The organism is Pseudomonas costantinii (genome assembly GCF_001870435.1).
In the GTDB taxonomy this organism is placed as follows: domain Bacteria; phylum Pseudomonadota; class Gammaproteobacteria; order Pseudomonadales; family Pseudomonadaceae; genus Aquipseudomonas; species Aquipseudomonas costantinii.
Window position 1 is genome coordinate 122584 of record NZ_MDDR01000016.1, and the last position, 19614, is coordinate 142197.

The 19614-nt window shown below is 59.4% G+C and carries 16 protein-coding genes; 4 read left to right on the forward strand and 12 right to left on the reverse strand.

What is annotated here, in order from left to right:
• Positions 1-143: 143 nt before the first annotated feature.
• The 7 genes from BFL40_RS08960 to BFL40_RS08990 all read right to left on the reverse strand — a co-directional run bounded on the left by BFL40_RS08960 (position 144) and on the right by BFL40_RS08990 (position 8496).
• Entirely contained in the window at positions 144-377 is a 234-nt protein-coding gene (locus BFL40_RS08960) for a hypothetical protein (RefSeq protein WP_032889274.1), read from the reverse strand.
• Between the two features lie 130 nt (positions 378-507).
• Positions 508-1029 carry a DUF6586 family protein gene (locus tag BFL40_RS08965; protein WP_071483625.1) on the reverse strand — a complete coding sequence of 174 codons (522 nt, stop codon included), beginning with the start codon at positions 1027-1029 and terminating at the stop codon, positions 508-510.
• Positions 1030-1155: 126 nt separating this feature from the next.
• Positions 1156-3777 (reverse strand): type I DNA topoisomerase, encoded by a 2622-nt coding sequence (topA, locus tag BFL40_RS08970; protein ID WP_071483626.1) that lies wholly within the window; start codon positions 3775-3777, stop codon positions 1156-1158.
• Positions 3778-3891: 114 nt separating this feature from the next.
• Positions 3892-4128 (reverse strand): DUF1653 domain-containing protein, encoded by a 237-nt coding sequence (locus tag BFL40_RS08975; protein WP_071483627.1) that lies wholly within the window; start codon positions 4126-4128, stop codon positions 3892-3894.
• Positions 4129-4225: 97 nt separating this feature from the next.
• A complete protein-coding gene (gene fadA / locus BFL40_RS08980) occupies positions 4226-5401 on the reverse strand; it encodes an acetyl-CoA C-acyltransferase FadA (protein ID WP_024074080.1) in 1176 nt (391 codons plus the stop codon).
• A gap of 29 nt (positions 5402-5430) precedes the next feature.
• Positions 5431-7578: a fatty acid oxidation complex subunit alpha FadB gene (gene fadB / locus BFL40_RS08985; protein ID WP_071483628.1), complete on the reverse strand. Its 2148-nt coding sequence runs from the start codon at positions 7576-7578 to the stop codon at positions 5431-5433.
• A gap of 480 nt (positions 7579-8058) precedes the next feature.
• On the reverse strand, positions 8059-8496 hold the full coding sequence (locus tag BFL40_RS08990) for a hypothetical protein (RefSeq protein WP_071483629.1): 438 nt from the start codon (positions 8494-8496) through the stop codon (positions 8059-8061).
• A 105-nt stretch (positions 8497-8601) separates the two neighbouring features.
• Here BFL40_RS08990 and BFL40_RS08995 point away from each other — a divergent pair, with 105 nt between their 5' ends.
• Positions 8602-9042 (forward strand): universal stress protein, encoded by a 441-nt coding sequence (locus BFL40_RS08995; RefSeq protein WP_071483630.1) that lies wholly within the window; start codon positions 8602-8604, stop codon positions 9040-9042.
• Between the two features lie 95 nt (positions 9043-9137).
• On the opposite strand, the gene BFL40_RS09000 is transcribed toward BFL40_RS08995, so the two are convergent.
• Positions 9138-11054, reverse strand: coding sequence for an ATP-binding cassette domain-containing protein (locus tag BFL40_RS09000; RefSeq protein WP_071483631.1), 1917 nt, complete (start codon positions 11052-11054; stop codon positions 9138-9140).
• A 213-nt stretch (positions 11055-11267) separates the two neighbouring features.
• Here BFL40_RS09000 and BFL40_RS09005 point away from each other — a divergent pair, with 213 nt between their 5' ends.
• Positions 11268-13196, forward strand: coding sequence for a transglycosylase SLT domain-containing protein (locus tag BFL40_RS09005; protein WP_071483632.1), 1929 nt, complete (start codon positions 11268-11270; stop codon positions 13194-13196).
• A gap of 64 nt (positions 13197-13260) precedes the next feature.
• Here the strand turns inward: BFL40_RS09005 and BFL40_RS09010 are convergent, their stop codons facing one another.
• On the reverse strand, positions 13261-15036 hold the full coding sequence (locus tag BFL40_RS09010) for an ABC transporter transmembrane domain-containing protein (RefSeq protein WP_071483633.1): 1776 nt from the start codon (positions 15034-15036) through the stop codon (positions 13261-13263).
• Positions 15037-15291: 255 nt separating this feature from the next.
• Here BFL40_RS09010 and BFL40_RS34050 point away from each other — a divergent pair, with 255 nt between their 5' ends.
• Positions 15292-15465, forward strand: a complete 174-nt coding sequence (locus tag BFL40_RS34050; RefSeq protein ID WP_027604248.1) for a PA1571 family protein — start codon at positions 15292-15294, stop codon at positions 15463-15465.
• 53 nt (positions 15466-15518) lie between these two features.
• Here BFL40_RS34050 and pdxB read toward each other — a convergent pair whose 3' ends face one another.
• The gene (pdxB, locus tag BFL40_RS09015) at positions 15519-16661 is read right to left on the reverse strand and encodes a 4-phosphoerythronate dehydrogenase PdxB (protein WP_071483634.1); all 1143 of its coding nucleotides are present in this window, start codon (positions 16659-16661) and stop codon (positions 15519-15521) included.
• A gap of 140 nt (positions 16662-16801) precedes the next feature.
• Here pdxB and BFL40_RS09020 point away from each other — a divergent pair, with 140 nt between their 5' ends.
• Positions 16802-18196 carry an MATE family efflux transporter gene (locus BFL40_RS09020; RefSeq protein ID WP_071483635.1) on the forward strand — a complete coding sequence of 465 codons (1395 nt, stop codon included), beginning with the start codon at positions 16802-16804 and terminating at the stop codon, positions 18194-18196.
• On the opposite strand, the gene tusA is transcribed toward BFL40_RS09020, so the two are convergent.
• Both tusA and rlmM read right to left on the reverse strand, forming a co-directional pair.
• The gene (gene tusA, locus BFL40_RS09025) at positions 18193-18444 is read right to left on the reverse strand and encodes a sulfurtransferase TusA (protein WP_071483636.1); all 252 of its coding nucleotides are present in this window, start codon (positions 18442-18444) and stop codon (positions 18193-18195) included. The genes BFL40_RS09020 and tusA overlap by 4 nt on opposite strands.
• Positions 18445-18471: 27 nt before the next feature.
• Positions 18472-19548 (reverse strand): 23S rRNA (cytidine(2498)-2'-O)-methyltransferase RlmM, encoded by a 1077-nt coding sequence (rlmM, locus tag BFL40_RS09030; protein WP_071483637.1) that lies wholly within the window; start codon positions 19546-19548, stop codon positions 18472-18474.
• Between the last annotated feature and the right edge of the window lie 66 nt (positions 19549-19614).

A 19614-nucleotide genomic window follows, 5' to 3' on the forward strand; every position in this document is an offset into this window, starting at 1 on the left:
TTGGGCTGCGAAGCGGCCCCAAAACCAAGCACCGTGGAATACCTGATGCACCGCGTTAATTCTATTTAGGGCCGCTTCGCAGCCCAACGCGGGGCAAGCCCGCTCGCCACAGAAGCTCGCTCGCCATAAAGTCTCACCGGCAATCAGTGAAGAACCCGCGAGCCGTCTTCCTTCTCCGGTTCGCCTTCCGCCAAACGACCTGCCATCTGCACACCAACGCTCAACATGGCTTTAGCCACTTCCACGTGCTGGCCTTGCAGGAACGCTTTTGCGTCCTCTGAAAAATCCAGGATAACCAGAGAACCCTCGTCCTCAGCCCGGCGCAGCTCGATTCGGCCGTCAGGCAGTTCAACAATTTCCAGAAAGGACGTCGGCATAAAAGTCTGTTCTCCACGAAAGGCCGGGATTATATCAGTCATCCACCCAGCCTCGCTGAGGATCTGCACAGGTTTCTTTACGGCTTGATGAATGGTGTTATCTGAATCTACCCAAAACAATGAGGGCGTCTCAGCACTCGTTCAACCCTTCGCGAAACCGCAGCGCCAACTTTTTCAGCTCCTGACGCCAGCTTTCCAGCTCTTTACGGCTCAGTGGCTTGGGTTCATCCTCCTCCAGGGCAACGGCTACAATCAGCGGCTGCGTCACGTCACCCTTGGGCACATGGGGAATGCGTGGCGGTTGGAACATGTCGCCATGAGCCTTGAGCAGACGCGCTACCCAACTGTCAGGGCTTTGGGCCATTTCCACTAACTCGGCCAACTCAGGGATGGCCATGCTCTCCAGCACCTCACGGGTCATGATCAGCTCCGCACGGGGTGAACCGGCCTGCGGCAATCGATAGAACCCGGCGATTTCATGGCACAGCCCCAGCAAAGCGCCGTAGAGGTGAAATAACGCCGCTTCACGCCCAGCCTGGACCAGCGCAATGGCATTCATCTCCTTCCCTTCCTCGGCACGGCCAAGGGCTTCCAGGGACAAACCCGCGAAGTAAATTTTCTGGTTGGTACGGGTATAGAGTTCGTTGGCCATAACGGCAATCTCCACAACGAATAAGCGTGATGCTGGCTCAACAGTGTCACGGATCAGCCGAACGCACTGCAAGCGCAAAAAAAGGCCGCCTATACAGGCGGCCTTTGTCGTTCGTAGATTAGTCGATCAAGCGCCCTGGCGCTTGTCCTCGACCTTCCACTTGCCGCCGTCGTAGAAAGCTTTCCAGCCGGTAGGCTTGCCGTCCACTTCGGTCTGCACGTACTGCTCCTTGGTTTTACGGCTGTAGCGGATCACGGCCGGACGACCGTCGGGATCCTTCTTCGGCGCCTCGCACAAGAAGTGGTACTTAGGATCGATCTCATCCTTGTGCGGCACGATCTCCAGCACCAGCGGTGCACGGGTCTCGCGGTTTTTCGGGAACTGGCTGGCCGCCAGGAACAAGCCCGAAGCACCGTCACGCAGGATGTAAGTGTCGTTGACCTTCTCGCACTTGAGTTCAGGCATCTTCACCGGATCCATTTTCGGTGGAGCCGCATCGCCGCTTTTCAGCAGCTTACGCGTGTTCTTGCAGGTCGCATTGGTGCAACCGAAGAACTTGCCGAAACGGCCGGTCTTGAGCTGCATTTCACTGCCGCACTTGTCACATTCCAGGCTCGGACCTTCGTAGCCCTTGATGCGGTAGGTGCCCTCTTCAATCTCGTAGCCGTTGCAATCCGGGTTGTTACCGCAGATGTGCAACTTGTGCTTCTCGTCCAGCAGGTACGCGTCCATCGCCGTGCTGCAGATCGGGCAACGGTGTTTGCCACGCAGTACCAGCGACTCGGACTCACCCTCGTCATCGGCCGCAATTTCATCACCCGGCACCAGGTTCACGGTAGCCTTGCAGCGCTCTTTCGGCGGCAGGCTGTAGCCCGAGCACCCAAGGAACACACCAGTAGACGCGGTACGAATCTGCATCGGGCGACCGCAGGTCAAGCACGGGATGTCGGTCATCACCGGCTGATTGGCGCGCATGCCGCTCTCAGGGCTTTCGGCCACTTCGAGCTTTTTCTTGAAGTCACCGTAAAACTCGTCGAGCACATTTTTCCAGTCGCGCTCGCCCTGGGCTACGTCATCGAGGTGCTCTTCCATGCCGGCGGTGAAGCCGTAGTCCATCAGGTTGGAGAAGCTCTCGGACAAACGCTCAGTCACGATGTCGCCCATCTTTTCCGAATAGAAACGACGGTTGTGCAGCGCGACGTAGCCACGGTCCTGAATGGTGGAGATGATTGCCGCATAGGTCGAAGGACGACCGATACCGCGTTTTTCCATCTCTTTCACCAGGCTGGCTTCCGAATAACGCGCCGGTGGCTTGGTGAAGTGCTGGGACGGGTCGAGCTTGATCAGCTTCAACGTGTCGCCCTGGGCCATGTCCGGCAGCACATCGTCGTCGCCAGGCTTGGCGATTTGCGGCATGACACGGGTGTAGCCGTCGAACTTGAGGATACGGCCCTTGGCGCGCAACTCGAAGTCAGAAGCCGCCACGCTGACGGTTGTAGACAAGTATTGCGCCGGCAGCATTTGGCACGCCAGGAATTGGCGCCAGATCAGCTCGTAGAGGCGCTCAGCGTCGCGCTCCATGCCACTCAGCTTGGAGGGCTCGGTGTTAGCGTCGGAAGGACGAATCGCTTCGTGAGCCTCCTGTGCGCCTTCCTTACTGCTGTAGACGTTCGGATTCTCCGGCAGGTACTTCTTGCCGAATTCGCTTTCAATATAAGTACGCGCCATCGCGACCGCGTCCACCGACAGGTTGGTGGAGTCAGTACGCATATAGGTGATGTAGCCGGCTTCGTACAGACGCTGGGCCATCATCATGGTCTTCTTCACACCGAAGCCCAGGCGGTTACTCGCTGCCTGTTGCAGGGTGGAGGTGATGAACGGCGCCGACGGTTTGCTGCTGGTCGGTTTGTCTTCACGCTTGACGATGCTGTAGCTGGAAGCCTTGAGCTTTTCCAGCGCGGCCATGGCCTGGGCTTCGTTCAGCGGTTTGAAAGCCTCGCCTTTCTCGCGGGCCACTTCAAAGCGCACGTTGGCGCCCTTGGCGGTGCCGAGGTCAGCGTGGACTTCCCAGTATTCTTCGGGGTTGAACGCACGAATCTCGCGCTCACGCTCCACCACCAGCTTGACCGCTACCGACTGCACACGGCCGGCGGACAGGCCACGGGCGATCTTTGCCCATAGCAGTGGCGAGACCATGTAACCCACGACGCGGTCGAGGAAACGACGGGCCTGTTGGGCGTTGACGCGGTCGATATCCAGTTCCCCCGGCTTGGAGAAGGCTTCCTGGATGGCTTTTTTGGTGATTTCGTTGAACACCACACGCTTGTAGCGGCTGTCGTCACCACCGATGGCTTCCCGCAGGTGCCAGGCAATGGCTTCCCCTTCGCGGTCCAAGTCGGTTGCGAGATAGATGGTGTCAGCATCTTTGGCGAGCCGGCGCAGCTCTTCGATGACTTTTTCCTTGCCTGGAAGGATTTCGTACTTGGCCTTCCAGCCATGATCCGGGTCCACCCCCATGCGCGAGACCAGCTGCTTGCGCGCTTTCTCTTTAGGGGTGAGCACCGGACCTTCGCCCGCAGCCGCCTTGCCGCGCTTGGCGGCAGGCTCCTTGCTGGCGCTAGCCGAACCGCTGGTGGGCAGGTCTCGGATATGGCCGATACTCGACTTCACCACGTACTCGTTGCCCAAGTACTTGTTGATGGTCTTGGCCTTAGCCGGGGATTCCACAATGACCAGCGATTTGCCCATGGATCGGAAAATTCCTGAATTCGAGAAGAGAGAGGCAGTTGGCGCCTGTCGCGGCAACGCTATATATAGTGGCAACAAGGTGAGGTCAAGCGCCGTATTCTGCGCGGCCTGCCGTTATTGCCCTGAAAAAAGACTGGGTTCGACCTGGACCAAAGCAAAGCGCGGGACCTGCTTGCCGTCAACTTCGACGGTCTCCAGGAACATGCTCAAAGGGCGTACCCAAAAGCCGTAATCGCCATACAGTGCTTGGTAGAACACCACTTCTTCTTCGGTCTCGGAGTGCCGTGCCACATTAAAAACGCGGTACTGCGGACCTTTATAATGCTGGTAGAGCCCTGGTTCGACTTTCATGCTTTGGCCCTCTTACAAAATTTGTTAAAAAAAAAATACGAAACCGCAAAAAAACAAAAACCGGGGCACTGGGCCCCGGCTTCCGTCAACTTAACGCTTAGACGCGTTCGAAGACGGTGGAAATGCCTTGGCCGAGACCAATGCACATGGTCGCAACCCCAAGGTTGCCGCCATTTTGCTTCATCACGTTAAGCAAAGTGCCGGAGATACGCGCACCGGAGCAACCGAATGGGTGGCCCAAGGCAATCGCACCGCCGTGCAGGTTAACCTTCTCGTTCATCTTGTCGAGTACTTTCAAATCTTTCAGCACCGGCAGGGCCTGTGCGGCGAAAGCTTCGTTAAGCTCGAAGAAGTCGATATCGGAGATGGTCAGGCCCGCGCGCTTCAAGGCTTTTTGTGTGGCCGGTACTGGACCATAGCCCATGATTGCCGGGTCCACACCCGCCACCGCCATCGAACGGATCACCGCCAGCGGCTGGATACCCAGGTCCTGGGCACGCTGCGCCGACATCACGATCATGCACGAAGCACCGTCGGTGATTTGCGACGAAGTACCGGCTGTCACAGTGCCGCCCTTTGGATTGAACGCCGGCTTCAAGGCCGCCAGGCTTTCCAGGGTGGTGTCCGGACGAATGGTCTCGTCGTAGTCGAACAGTTTCAGGAAACCGTTCTCGTCGTAACCGTTCATCGGGATGATTTCATCCTTGAACTTGCCTTCCACGGTCGCCTTGTGGGCGAGTTGGTGGGAGCGCAGGCCGAACGCGTCCTGGGCTTCACGGGTAATGCCGTGCATTTTGCCGAGCATTTCCGCAGTCAGACCCATCATGCCCGAAGCTTTTGCCGCGTACAGCGACATGTGCGGGTTAGGATCGACGCCGTGCATCATGCTGACGTGGCCCATGTGTTCCACGCCACCGACCACGAATACATCACCGTTGCCGGTCATGATCGCTTGCGCAGCGGTGTGCAGTGCGCTCATCGACGAGCCACACAGGCGGCTGACGGTCTGGCCGGCAGCTGTGTGCGGGATCTGGGTCATCAACGACGCCATGCGCGCGATGTTCCAGCCCTGCTCCAGGGTCTGGTTGACGCAGCCCCAGATCACGTCTTCGACTTCGTTCGGGTCGACCTTGACGTTGCGCTCCAGCAATTTGCTGATCAGGTGCGCCGACATGTCTTCAGCACGGGTGTTGCGGTGCATGCCGCCCTTGGAGCGGCCCATCGGAGTACGACCGAAGTCGACAATCACGACGTCTCTTGGATTCAAGCTCATAAATATTCTCGCTCTAGTCGTCTGGGCACTTAACCGAAGAAGCGCTGGCCGTTCTGGGCCATCTCACGCAGCTTCGCGGTTGGGTGGTACAGCGGGCCCAAATCAGCGTATTGATCAGCCAGGGCAACGAACTCGGCCACACCGATCGAATCGATGTAACGCAGCGCACCACCACGGAATGGAGGGAAACCAATACCGTACACCAGGCCCATATCGGCTTCGGCGGCGGTTTCAACGATGCCATCTTCCAGGCAACGCACGGTTTCCAGGCACAGGGCGATCATCATCCAGTTGATGATGTCTTCGTCGGACACCTCACGTTGCTCGTAGATGACCGGCGCGAGCACTTCGTGAACCGAAGGGTCGGCCACTTTCTTCTGCTTGCCCTTCTTGTCGGTCTCGTAAGCGTAGAAACCCTTGCCGTTCTTCTGGCCCAGGCGCTTGGCTTCGTAGAGCGCATCGATCGCCGAACGGCGGTCGTCTTTCATGCGGTCCGGGAAGCCTTCAGCCATGACGTCGCGACCGTGGTGGCCGGTGTCGATGCCGACCACGTCCATCAGGTACGCCGGGCCCATCGGCCAGCCGAATTTTTCCATGACCTTGTCGATACGCACGAAGTCCACACCGGCGCTGACCAGCTTGGCGAAACCGCCGAAGTACGGGAACAGCACGCGGTTGACCAGGAAGCCCGGGCAGTCGTTGACCACGATCGGGTTCTTGCCCATTTTCTTGGCGTAGGCAACGGTGGTGGCAACGGCCAGCTCGCTGGACTTCTCGCCACGGATCACTTCCACCAGCGGCATCATGTGCACTGGGTTGAAGAAGTGCATGCCGACGAAGTTTTCCGGACGCTTGAGGGCTTTGGCCAGCAGGCTGATGGAAATGGTCGACGTGTTCGAGGCCAGGATGGTGTCGTCTTTAACCTGGGCTTCGACTTCAGCCAGTACGGCCTGCTTGACCTTCGGGTTCTCGACAACGGCTTCGACCACCAGGTCGACGTGGCCGAAATCGCCGTAGGACAGCGTAGGACGAATGCCGTTAAGCACTTCAGCCATCTTCGCAGCGGTCATGCGACCTTTATCAACGCGGCCTACCAGCAGCTTGGCGGCTTCCGCCAGGCCCTGCTCGATACCGTGCTCGTTGATGTCTTTCATCAGGATCGGCGTGCCTTTGGACGCCGACTGATAGGCGATGCCACCGCCCATGATACCGGCGCCGAGTACGGCAGCCTGTTTCACGTCTTTGGCGATTTCATCGTAGGCCTTGGCCTTTTTCTTCAGTTCCTGATCGTTCAGGAACAGGCCGATCAGGCTCTGGGCAGCCGAAGTTTTCGCCAGTTTGACGAAACCTGCAGCTTCCACTTCCAGGGCTTTGTCGCGACCGAAGTTCGCGGCTTTCTGGATGGTCTTGATCGCTTCAACTGGCGCCGGGTAGTTCGGGCCGGCTTGGCCAGCCACGAAACCTTTGGCGGTTTCGAACGACATCATTTGTTCGATGGCGTTGAGCTTGAGTTTTTCCAGCTTTGGCTGACGCTTGGCCTTGTAGTCAAATTCGCCGCTGATGGCGCCCTTGATCAAGTTCAGCGCGGCTTCGGCCAGTTTGTCCGGAGCCACAACAGCGTCGACGGCACCGACTTTCAGCGCGTCTTCAGCTTTGTTTTCCTTGCCGGAGGCAATCCACTCGATAGCGTTGTCGGCACCGATCAGGCGCGGCAGGCGCACGGTACCGCCAAAACCTGGGTAGATGCCCAGTTTGACTTCGGGCAGGCCGACTTTTGCAGTGGCCGACATGACGCGAAAGTCCGCAGCCAGGCACATTTCCAGGCCACCGCCCAGTGCGATGCCATTGATCGCGGCAACGGTTGGCACGTTGAGGTCTTCGAAATCGCTGAAGATCTTGTTGGCTTCGAGGTTGCCAGCCACCAGCTCGGCATCGGGCAGCTTGAAGTTGTCGACGAATTCGGTGATGTCCGCGCCGACGATAAACACGTCCTTGCCGCTGGAAACGATCACGCCCTTGATCGAAGCATCTGCTTTGATGGTGTCTACGGCCTGACGCAGTTCGTTCAGGGTTAGACGGTTGAACTTGTTGACGGACTCACCCTTGAGGTCGAATTTCAATTCGACGATGCCACTTTCAAGAGCCTTAACCGTGATGGCTTTACCTTCGTAAATCATCAACTGATCTCCACGATATGGAAGCTGAACAGTACACATTGGACGCTGGCCTATGGTTAGGCATTGATAATTGGGTCAATGCTCACGCCAATCCGCCAGGCACACCCGCCAATGCGATAGTCGGGTTCTGTATGAACGGTCTGACAGACAAACGATCAATTCATACGCCCGTTTGATTTGGGTACGCCACCTTCATCCAATTCCGAGCAATTGTCAATCGCCCGAAAGGCTAGGAAAAACGCGACTTTCCAGTCATTTCAGAACCGCACCCGTGCGCCTGCGCCTCGTCGATATTCAAATATTCACGAAATCAATAATATAAAAAGTCTGGAAAAAAACTGTACAGGACCGGATATGCCGCTAGGCTAGCGACAACCGTAACGCGCCTGGATGAGCATCCGGCGCAGGAAACACAGGTTTACCGGCCTGCCTGGCCAACTCCAGCCCGATGATGATGTCGGGCTTTTTATTGGCTACGGTTCAAGCCAGGGCTTTAAGCAGCGTATCAATGTCCTTCAAGACACTCGCTTCGCCCTTCTCGCCCCAATACAAGGCGATCATTTGCTTGTCGGCCTCGACCTTGTAGACGTTGGCCGGCAGCGTCGCAAAATGCGGCAACAACTTTTCATCGACGCAGACCTCCCGCCACTGATTGACCCACATCCCCGGTTCAAGCTGCCAGTAGCTCCAGATAGCCGGCATATTGCCGCGTCGTGGCCGATAGTACTGCGCGCACGGGCTCGGCGGCTCCTGCTTGAGCCAATGCGGCCATTCTTGAGGCGCCAGTTGCATGGCCAGGCCAATGCGGCGCGCCTCCATGCGCAAGGCCATGCGCCCGCTCTGATGGCGCGACGGGCGCAGCCATGCCAGAGGGCTCAGAACCACCGCAAGGATTGACACCACTATCCAGACCGTCATATGTGTACTCCCGAATTTCCAGATGAGCGGATTTGATCTGACGCAACCCCATCCGCTTGAAAGCAGCCATACTGAATTTATTGCAGTCCCCTGGAGGAACGCCCCATGTCATACGAACATATTCTGGTCGCGGTAGATCTGACCGAAGAGTGCGATCCAGTGATCAAGCGCGCTCGCGCTTTCGCAGTCGCCAGCAACGCCAAACTGTCGCTGGTGCATATCGTCGAACCGATGGCCATGGCCTTTGGTGGCGACGTTCCCATGGACCTTTCCCAGCTGCAGCAACAACAATTTGATCAGGCCAAAGAGCGCCTTGAACGATTGATCCTCAAATACCCCGAAGTGACCAAGGAAAACTCTCACCTCACTTACGGCCAACCTCGCCAGGAAATCCACCACCTGGCCAAGGAACAGCATTGCGACCTGATCGTGGTCGGCAGCCATGGCCGTCATGGTTTGGCCTTGCTACTGGGCTCAACTGCCAATGACGTGCTGCACGGCGCGCCTTGCGATGTACTGGCAGTGAAGCTGGTGAAAAGCTCGTAAGACCGATGAAGATCAAATGTAAGAGCTGTATTCCCCTATAAAAAACCCGGTGTTCATCCAAGTGAACACCGGGTTTTTTAATGCAGTTGAATCAATCAGGCATCCAGCTCGGCCCAACGCTCAACCAGCACTTCCAGCTCCTGGTTCAATGTCTCCAGGGAGGCGATGACCTTGGCAGTTTCCGCCGCCGGACGCAGGTAGAAACCCGCGCCAGCCATGTCCGCCTCTACCGCAGCGATCTGCTGTTCCTTGGCGTCGATATCGCCCGGCAAGGCTTCCAGCTCACGCTGCAGTTTGTAACTGAGCTTTTTCTTGGCAGCCGGAGCGGCTTCTTGAGCCGGTTCAGCAGCGGCCGGGGTAACCACCGCCGAGGTCAAGTCGGCCTTGCCGGACTTGCTCTCGGTGACGCCCAAAAGGCGCGGCGAGCCGCCCTGACGCAGCCAGTCCTGATAACCACCGACGTATTCACGCACCTTGCCTTCACCTTCGAAGACCAGGGTGCTGGTCACCACGTTGTCGAGGAATTCCCGGTCGTGACTGACCATCAACACGGTGCCGTTGAAGGTTAACAGGACCTCTTCCAGCAGCTCGAGGGTTTCCACGTCGAGGTCGTTGGTCGGTTCGTCGAGTACCAACAGGTTTGCCGGCTTGCTGAACAGCTTGGCCAGCAGCAGGCGCGCACGCTCACCACCGGACAAGGCTTTCACCGGGGTACGCGCACGTTGCGGACTGAACAGAAAATCGCCCAGGTAGCTCAGCACGTGACGGCTCTGGCCGTCGATATCGATAAAGTCGCGACCTTCGGCGACGTTGTCGATCACGGTCTTTTCCAGGTCCAACTGGTGACGCAACTGGTCGAAGTAGGCCACGTCGATCTTGGTGCCTTCTTCGACCTTGCCGCTGGTCGGCTGCAGGCCGCTGAGCATCAACTTGAGCAGGGTAGTCTTGCCGGTGCCGTTGGCACCCAGCAGGCCGATACGGTCGCCGCGCTGCAGGACCATGGAGAAATCCTTGATCAGGAACGGGCCGTCCGGATGATGGAAGCTGACGTTTTCCAGCACCATCACTTGCTTGCCGGACTTCTCGGCGGTATCGAGCTGGATATTCGCCTTGCCGGTGCGCTCACGACGCTCTCCGCGCTCAACACGCAGGGCTTTCAATGCCCGTACACGGCCTTCGTTACGGGTGCGGCGCGCCTTGATGCCCTGGCGGATCCAGACTTCTTCCTGGGCCAGTTTTTTGTCGAACAGTGCGTTGGCGGTTTCTTCGGCCGCCAGCGAGGCCTCTTTGTGCACCAGGAAGCTCGCGTAGTCGCCGTTCCAGTCGATCAGGCCGCCACGGTCCAATTCGAGGATGCGCGTGGCCAGGCTCTGCAGGAAGGCACGGTCGTGCGTGATAAACAGCACGGCGCCCTGGAAGTCCTTGATGGCCTCTTCCAGCCAGGCAATCGCGCCGATGTCCAAGTGGTTGGTAGGTTCGTCGAGCAACAGCAGGTCCGGCTCAGACACCAGTGCCTGGGCCAACAGCACGCGACGACGCCAGCCGCCGGACAATTCGGCGAGGGTCTTGTCAGGCGGCAGTTGCAAGCGGCTCAGGGTGCTGTCGACCAGTTGCTGCAAGCGCCAGCCATCACGGGCTTCGAGGTCCTGCTGAACATGCATCAACTTGTTCAGGTCTTCTTCGGTAACGCAATTCTGCGCCAGGTGATGGTACTCGGCGAGCAACGCGCCCACGCCGTCCAGGCCTTCGGCGACCACGTCGAACACTGTCCGTCCGTCGGCCACCGGCAACTCTTGCGGCAATTCGCCAATCTTGAGGCCCGGGGCGCGCCAAACAGAGCCGTCATCGGGCTTCTGGTCGCCTTTTACCAGCTTCATCATGCTGGACTTGCCGGTGCCGTTGCGGCCGATGATGCACACCCGCTCACCACGGGCGATCTGCCAGGACACCTTGTCCAACAACGGCATAGCGCCGAAAGCAAGGGACACATCGCTGAATTTGAGCAGGGTCATACGCTTCTCCAAAAACTGGGCGCGCATTCTACCTGAGTTGAGGGTGGGATGCGGTCGGCATTTTCACGGCCGACACGTTCTGTAGGACATTTGCAGCGAACTTGAACCAACCGGCCCGCAAAGCTTTCACCGGTTGCGGGCAAAAGGCTAAGCTAGAGGCAATCAGTGTCGGCGGTGCCGGCGCTAGTCGTGATTTCTCTGCACGGACGTCTCATGCGCAGTCGCCTTTTCAACTTTTTATCTTGTCTGCTTCTTTCCGCCACCGCCGTTCAATCTGCCCAGGCCGTGGACCTCACCACCCAACGTCAATATTACGATGAAGCCAAACGCGCCCTGGCCAAAGGCGACAGCGGCCCGTACATGCAATACAGCCAGGCCCTCGCCGACTACCCGCTCACGCCATACCTGGCCTACGACGAGCTGACCGCACGCCTGAAAACCGCGAGCAACGAGGAAATCGAACAGTTCCTCGCCAAAAACGGCGACCTGCCCCAGGCCAACTGGATGAAACTGCGCTGGTTACGCTGGCTGGCCGACCGTGGCGACTGGCAGACCTTTGAAAAGTACTACGACGCCAAACTCAATTTCGTTGAACTGGACTGCCTGCACGCCCAGTACCAGCTCACCCACAACCTGAAGGCCGAAGGCTACAAGACCACCGAAAAGCTCTGGCTGACCGGCAAATCCCAACCGGCCGCCTGTGACGCCACCTTCGGCCAGTGGGCCGCCGACGGCCAACTCACCGAACAGAAAATCTGGGACCGCGCCAAGCTCGCCGCCGAAGCCCGTAACTACGCGCTGGCCAACAGCCTGGTGAAAACCCTGCCGACCCTCGGCGCCCAAGGCCGCTTGATGGTCGACGTCGCGCAAAGGCCCGACATGCTCGGCGACCCGTCCCGCTTCCTGCCGGCCAACGAGGCCATGTCCGACGCCGTAGGCCTGGGCTTGCGTCGCCTGGCGCGCCAAGACCCGGACAAGGCCATGGCCCTGCTCGACGGTTACGCCAGCAGCATGCACTTCTCCCGTGACGAAAAAGTGTCGATCGCCCGTGAAATCGGCCTGACCCTGGCCCGTCGGTATGACCCTCGCGCCCTGGACGTGATGACCAAGTACGACCCGGAGCTGCGTGACAACACCGTCTCCGAATGGCGCCTGCGCCTGCTGTTGCGCCTGGCCCGCTGGGAAGATGCCTACCAGTTGACTCGCAAGCTCCCACAAGACTTGGCCACCACCAACCGCTGGCGTTACTGGCAGGCGCGCAGCCTGGAATTGGCCGAGCCGAAAAACCCACAAGCCATGGTGCTATACAAAAACGTGGCCAAGGAGCGGGATTTCTACGGATTCCTCGCTGCTGATCGCTCCAAATCCCCGTATCAACTGACCAACAAACCGCTGGTAATGAGCCAGGCGCTGATCAACAAGGTCCGTAACACCCCCGGTGTACGCCGTGCCCTGGAGTTCTACGCGCGCGGTCAGGTGGTGGATGGTCGCCGCGAGTGGTACCACGTCAGCCGTCACTTCAACCGCGATGAAATGGTCGCCCAGGCCAAGTTGGCCTACGACATGAAGTGGTATTTCCCGGCGATCCGCACCATCAGCCAGGCGCAGTACTGGGACGATCTGGATATCCGCTTCCCGATGGCCCACCGCGACACCCTGGTGCGTGAAGCCAAAGTACGTGGCCTGCATTCCAGCTGGGTATTCGCCATCACTCGCCAGGAAAGCGCCTTCATGGACGACGCCCGCTCCGGCGTCGGCGCCAGCGGCCTGATGCAACTGATGCCCGGCACCGCCAAGGAAACTGCGCGCAAGTTCAGCATCCCGCTGGCCTCCCCGGCCCAGGTGCTGGACCCGGACAAAAACATCCAGCTGGGCGCCGCCTACCTGAGCCAGGTGCACAGCCAGTTCAACGGCAACCGCGTACTCGCCTCCGCGGCCTATAACGCCGGCCCCGGCCGCGTACGCCAATGGTTGCGCGGTGCTGATCACCTGAGTTTCGACGTGTGGGTAGAAAGCATCCCGTTCGACGAAACCCGCCAGTACGTGCAGAACGTGCTGTCTTATTCGGTGATCTACGGCCAGAAGCTCAACTCGCCACAGCCGTTGGTGGATTGGCATGAGCGGTATTTTGATGATCAATAAGGTGTGAAGCCGACATAAAAAATGCCCGCATTGAAAGATGCGGGCATTTTTTATGGGCGATGATTCAGTGTGAAGCGTGTTCCTCCACCCCATCACTGAACTGCAACGCCGCCAACCGCGCATACAGCGGGTTGTTCGCGATCAACTGCTGATGTGTCCCCACCGCGACCAATTTGCCTTGGTCCATCACCGCAATCCGGTCCGCGTTCTTCACCGTGGCCAATCGGTGGGCGATCACCAGCGTGGTGCGACCCTGCATCAACTGCGGCAAAGCTTGCTGGATCAAGTATTCACTCTGGGCGTCGAGGGCGCTGGTGGCTTCGTCCAGCAACAGGATGGGCGCATCCACCAGCAACGCACGGGCAATGGCCAGGCGTTGGCGCTGACCACCGGAAAGGCCCATGCCGCCATCGCCGAGGTGGGTCTGGTAGCCGTCGGGCATTTGCAGGATGAAGTCGTGAGCGTGGGCGATACGCGCGGCGGCTTCGACCTGGACCGTGGTGGCGGACGGGTTGCCGTAGCGGATGTTTTCTTCGACGCTGCCGAAAAACAATGCAGGGCTCTGGGACACCAGCGCGAAGTGGCGACGCAGGTCCATGGGATCGAGTTCGGTCAGCGGGTGGCCTTCCAGCAGGATACGGCCGTGTTGGGGGTCATAGAAGCGCAGCAACAAATCAAAGATCGTCGATTTGCCTGCACCGGACGGCCCCACCAGCGCCAGGGTTTCGCCAGGGTTGATGGTCAGGTTCAAACCGTCGATGGCGTAGCTGTCCGGCCGTGATGGATAGGAAAAGCGCAGGTCTTGCAGTTCCATGCGGCCACTGACCCGTTCCGGCAATTGCACAGTGCCACTGACGGGCGCCTGGATTTCGTTACTCGACTGCAATAACTCGCCGATCCGTTCAGCGGCACCCGCGGCGCGCTGCAACTCACCCAGTACTTCGCTCAAGGTGCCGACGGCGCTGCCCACGATCAGGCTGTAAAACACAAACGCCGCCAGCTCACCACCGGAAATGCGCCCGCCAATCACGTCCATACCGCCCACCCACAACATCACGCCCACAGCGCCCAGCACCAACATGATCACCAGGGTAATCAGCCAGGCGCGCTGGACGATACGTTTGCGCGCCGTGGCAAACGCCTCTTCCACGGTGACAGCGAAGCGTTGTTCGTCCTGTACCTGATGGTTATAGGCCTGCACGGTCTTGATCTGGCCGAGCGTCTCGGACACATAGCTGCCGACGTCGGCGATGCGGTCCTGGCTCAGTCGCGACAGACTGCGCACGCGGCGACCGAAAATAAGGATCGGCGCCAACACCAACGGCAGCGCCACCACTACGATGCTGGTGAGCTTGGGGTTAGTGACAAATAGCAGCACGATGCCGCCGATGACCATCAAGGCATTGCGCAGGAACAGCGAAAGGGAGGAACCGATCACCGATTGCAACAAGGTGGTGTCGGTGGTCAACCGCGACTGGATTTCCGAGCTGCGGTTGTTTTCGTAGAAACCTGGGTGCAGGTAGATCAGGTGGTTGAACACCTGCCGACGGATGTCGGCCACGACTCGCTCACCGATCCACGACACCAGGTAAAACCGTGCAAACGTGCCGACGGCCAGGCCCATCACCAGGATCATGAACAAGCCGATGGACTGGTTGAGCAGGTGCGGTGACTGGGTCATGAAACCCTGGTCCACCAACAGGCGGATACCCTGCCCCATGGATAAGGTGATGCCCGCGGTGACAATCAGCGCCAACAAGGCACCCAGCGCCTGCCAACGGTAGGGCGCAACGAAGCGACTGGCCAGGCGAATCGCACGGCGTTGACGGATTGAGAACATGGAGAGCATCACCTGCGTCAGGAAGATAGGTACCTACACAGCAACATTGGGGGAACTTGAGTAAATAACAATGAGTCGGGTTAATTATGCCTGCCGATGCTGGCCCCTAGAGGCGATTGGTCTAACGCCTGGCTGGAAAAATGTATCGGTTTCTGGTGGACTGGAAGTCCGAACCGGTGATTTTCTAAGGAGTTGTAATCGCTTGGTCACGCGGGGGAATTAGAGTAGATACACAACCTGATGAGGAGACAGGCCATGACCTTGCAAAATAGCAGCGATGCCAAAATTGAAGTAATCCGCCAGCCGCAGCACCTGCCTTGCTCCGTGATCGACGCCCAAGGCCGCGAAGTGCAGATTACTGAAGAGATGATCCAGCAAGCATGCCGCGAGCTGGAACAGCGATTGGTCAAGCCTGCGCAGCAAGGCTGAAGTGCCCACGCTCTTTGCGACCCGGCCTTGATGGCCGGGTTTTTTATCCGCGCTTAAAGGGTAGTCGCGCCCAACGCCGACACGATGCTCGACAACTGCGCCGACTCGCCATTGATCCGCACTTTCAAGCCATCAATTTCGCGGCGCGGCGGGTAATGCTTGCGCAGCAGGTCGAACGCCACGCGTTGCTCTTCCACGGTTCCCACAAGGCTGCGACGGAAATCCGCATCATCGCGGCGCGGGTCGTACACGCTGCGACACAAGGTCGCCAGCGCCCAAGCCGGATCAGTCGAGGCATTCAAATGCACCTCGGCCAGCCACAGCGGCGGCAGCAGGTCACTGAGTTGAATACTCGGCGCCTGCCCCAGATGCGCACAAAACGCCTGATAAATCTGTGCCGTGCCGCGTTGCCTGCCTTCCAGGCTGTAACCGGCGATATGCGGCGTGGCCAGCACGCAGAGGTCAGCCAGGTCGACATCGACTTCGGGCTCGCCTTCCCACACGTCCAGGACCGCTTGCAGGTCTTCGCGAGCAAGCAACACCTCGCGCAGGGCGGCATTGTCCACCACCGGGCCACGACTGGCATTGATCAGCCAAGTACCAGGCTTGAGCCTGTTGAGGCGCTGACGATCGAACAGGTGCCAGGTGGCGCCGTTGCCGGACTTAGTCAGCGGCGTGTGCAAGCTGATCACATCGCACTGCTCGACAATCTGCTGCAGGCTGACGTAATCACCGTCTTCGGCAACCTGGCGCGGCGGGTCACACACCAGCACCTTCCAACCCAAGCCCTTGAGCACCTTGACCAGACGCCCACCCACTTCACCGGCGCCAACCACGCCATAGGTGCGTTGATTGAGGTCGGCACCTTCGATCTCGGCCAGGGTCTGCAAACTGCCCAGCACATAGTCCACCACGCCACGCGCATTACAGCCGGGAGCGCTGGACCACTGAATACCGGCCTGCTTGAAGTAATCAAGATCCAGGTGATCGGTGCCGATCGTGCAGGTGCCGACAAAACGCACCTTCGTGCCCTCCAGCAAGGCGCGATTGACGTTGGTCACCGAGCGCACCAGCAACACGTCAGCCTGCTCCACCGTGGCGCGGTCGATGGAACGACCGGGCACCCGGCGAATCTCGCCAAACCCTTCGAAGAATGCATCGAGCAGCGGGATATTTTCGTCGGCAACAATCAACATGGCAGGCTCCTTTCGCGGACCCGCAGTGTACAGGCATCACAGCGGTTGCTTACAAATCGCCAACACAGGTTTTTTCCTGACCAGTGCGTCAGAGCGTAGACTCCGCCGTCCTTCGCAACTCTTTTACTGGACACCCGTACGTGAACACTGCCACCGCCACCCTCTCCCGCCCCGCCCGCGTCAGCCGCGAGGTGCGCAGCCTGCTGACATTGGCCCTGCCGATTATGATCGGCCAGCTTGCGACCACCGCCATGGGTTTTGTCGATGCGGTGATGGCCGGGCGTGTGAGCCCCCGAGACCTGGCGGCGGTAGCCCTGGGTAACTCAATCTGGATTCCGGTGTACCTGCTGATGACCGGCACGCTGCTGGCCACCACGCCGAAAGTCGCCCAGCGTTTCGGCGCCGGAAACCACACCGAGATCGGCCCTCTGGTGCGCCAATCCTTGTGGCTGGCGGTGGTGGTCGGGATAACGGCGCTGCTGATGCTGATCAGCGCCGAGCCGATCCTGCACGCGATGAACGTCGACCCTGAACTGATCAAACCCTGCATGGCCTACTTGCACGGCATTGCGTCCGGCATGCCCGCCATCGCCCTGTATTACGTGCTGCGCTGCTTCAGCGATGGCCTGGGCCGTACGCGGCCGAGCATGGTCATGGGGTTGTGTGGGCTGGCATTGAATATTCCGCTGAACTACGTGTTCATCTATGGCCATTTCGGTGTACCGGCCATGGGCGGCGTGGGCTGTGGCTGGGCCACGGCAATCGTGATGTGGGTGATGATGCTCGGCTTGGCCGCCTGGACTCGCTGGGCTCCGGCTTACCAGAGCAGCGAGTTGTTCAAGCGTTTCGACTGGCCGCAATGGGCGGTGATCAAGCGCGTGCTGAGCATCGGCTTGCCGATTGGCATTGCAGTGTTCGCCGAATCGAGCATCTTTGCGGTGATCGCCCTGTTGATCGGCAGCCTGGGCGCCAACGTGGTGGCTGGGCACCAGATCGCGCTGAACTTCAGCTCGCTGGTGTTCATGATTCCCTACTCCCTGAGCATGGCCGTCACCGTGCGCGTCGGGCAAGCGCTGGGCCGTGGCGAGCCGCGTGAAGCACGCTTTGCCGCCGGAGTCGGCATGGGCACGGCACTGACTTACGCCTGCCTGTCCTGCAGCTTGATGCTGCTGTTTCGCGAGCAGATCGCAACGATCTATACGCCTGACCCGTTGGTCATCCACGTGGCGTCGATGCTGATTGTATTTGCGGCGCTGTTCCAGTTCTCCGACGCGATCCAGGTCACCGCTGCCGGTGCACTGCGTGGCTATCAGGACACGCGGGTGACCATGGTGCTGACGTTGTTTGCCTATTGGGGTGTGGGGTTGCCGGTGGGTTACGCCCTGGGGCTGACCGATTGGCTGGGCGCGGCCAGTGGGCCGAGTGGCCTGTGGCAGGGGCTGATTGTGGGCTTGAGCTGCGCCGCCGCAATGTTGGTGATCCGCCTGGCACGCAGCGCGCGCCGACGGATTCGCCACGTTCAGGTGCCGGTTTAAGCGGACTTCTTGCGAATCCAGTACAGGTACGTACCGGCCTGTTCCTGCTGGTCCACCAGTTCGTGGTCAAGGAACACGCAGAACTTGGGGATATCGCGGCGGGTCGACGGATCAGTCGCGATCACCTTGAGCAAGCCGCCGGGCGGCAGGTCACGGATGTGCTGGTGCAGCATCATCACCGGCTCGGGGCAGTTGAGGCCGGTGGCATCTAGGGTGCCGTCGACGGCGGTGTCGAAAATATCGCTCATGGTCTACTCCTGAAACTGGCCGTCAGTTTACCGGGCCTTGGATTTCTTCACATCTACCAGCCGACGCAGGTGACACGTCACTTCCTCACGGTCGTGATAAAGCTGCTTGCAGCCGATCTCCACGCGAATGCCACGTGCCTTGAAGCCGTCTTCGATACGTTCCAGCAAGCGCTTCACTTCAGCGTAACGCTGTTTCATCGGCAACTTTAGGTTCACCACCGCCTCACGGCAATGCCCCTCGCCAATCCAGGTTTCCAGCAATGCCGCGTTACGCGCGGGTTTCTCGACGATGTCACACACCATCCAGTCCACCGGTTGCTTGGGTACGAAGGTGAAGCCATCGGCCATCAAGTGCTGCACCAGACCAGTGTCCATCAGGCTTTCAGCCATGGGGCCGTTGTCGATGGCGGTCACCAGCATACCGCGATTGACCAGTTGCCAGGTCCAGCCGCCTGGGGCCGCGCCCAGGTCAACGCCGGTCATATCACCGTGCAGGCGCTCGTCCCACTGGTCGCGGGGGATAAAGTGGTGCCAGGCCTCTTCCAGCTTCAGGGTCGAACGGCTTGGCGCGTCACGCGGGAACTTGAGGCGCGGGATGCCCATCGGCCACATTGCCGAGTTGTTCGACTCGGCCAGGCCCATGAACACTTCGCGGCCGCTTTTGAAGGTCAGCAGCAAGCGCGGCTTGCTTGGATCGTCCACCAGCTTGCCGGCGCCGAGCAGGGCTTTGCGCAGGTGCACTTCGAATTTCTTGCAGAAGTTCGACAGTTCCTTGCCGTCATTGGTGTCGACCATCTCCAGCCACAGGCTGCCGCACACCGGAAAGCCTTGCAGGTGAGCAAGGATCACGCTGATGCGGTCGGTTTCCGGCAGGTCGATAAACACCCCGCGCGCCCATTGCCTTGGGAAGATCAGCTCGGCAAAGCGCTGGCCGTGCATCAGGCGCTGGGCGCCGTCTTCTTCGGTGCAGACAAATTCGGCGCAGGCGCTGCCGGTCTTGGCCTTGGCGTAGCCGGAAACGTTCAGGCGCGCGGCGTGTTCCGCGATCTCGGAACAGACTTCGCCTTCAAAACCCGGGCGGCAGTGCATAAAAAGGGTGTTCATTGAATCTCCTGGCAACTGGCTTGCTGTAGCGCAAGGCCTGTCATGAAAACGCGCGCATGATAGCCG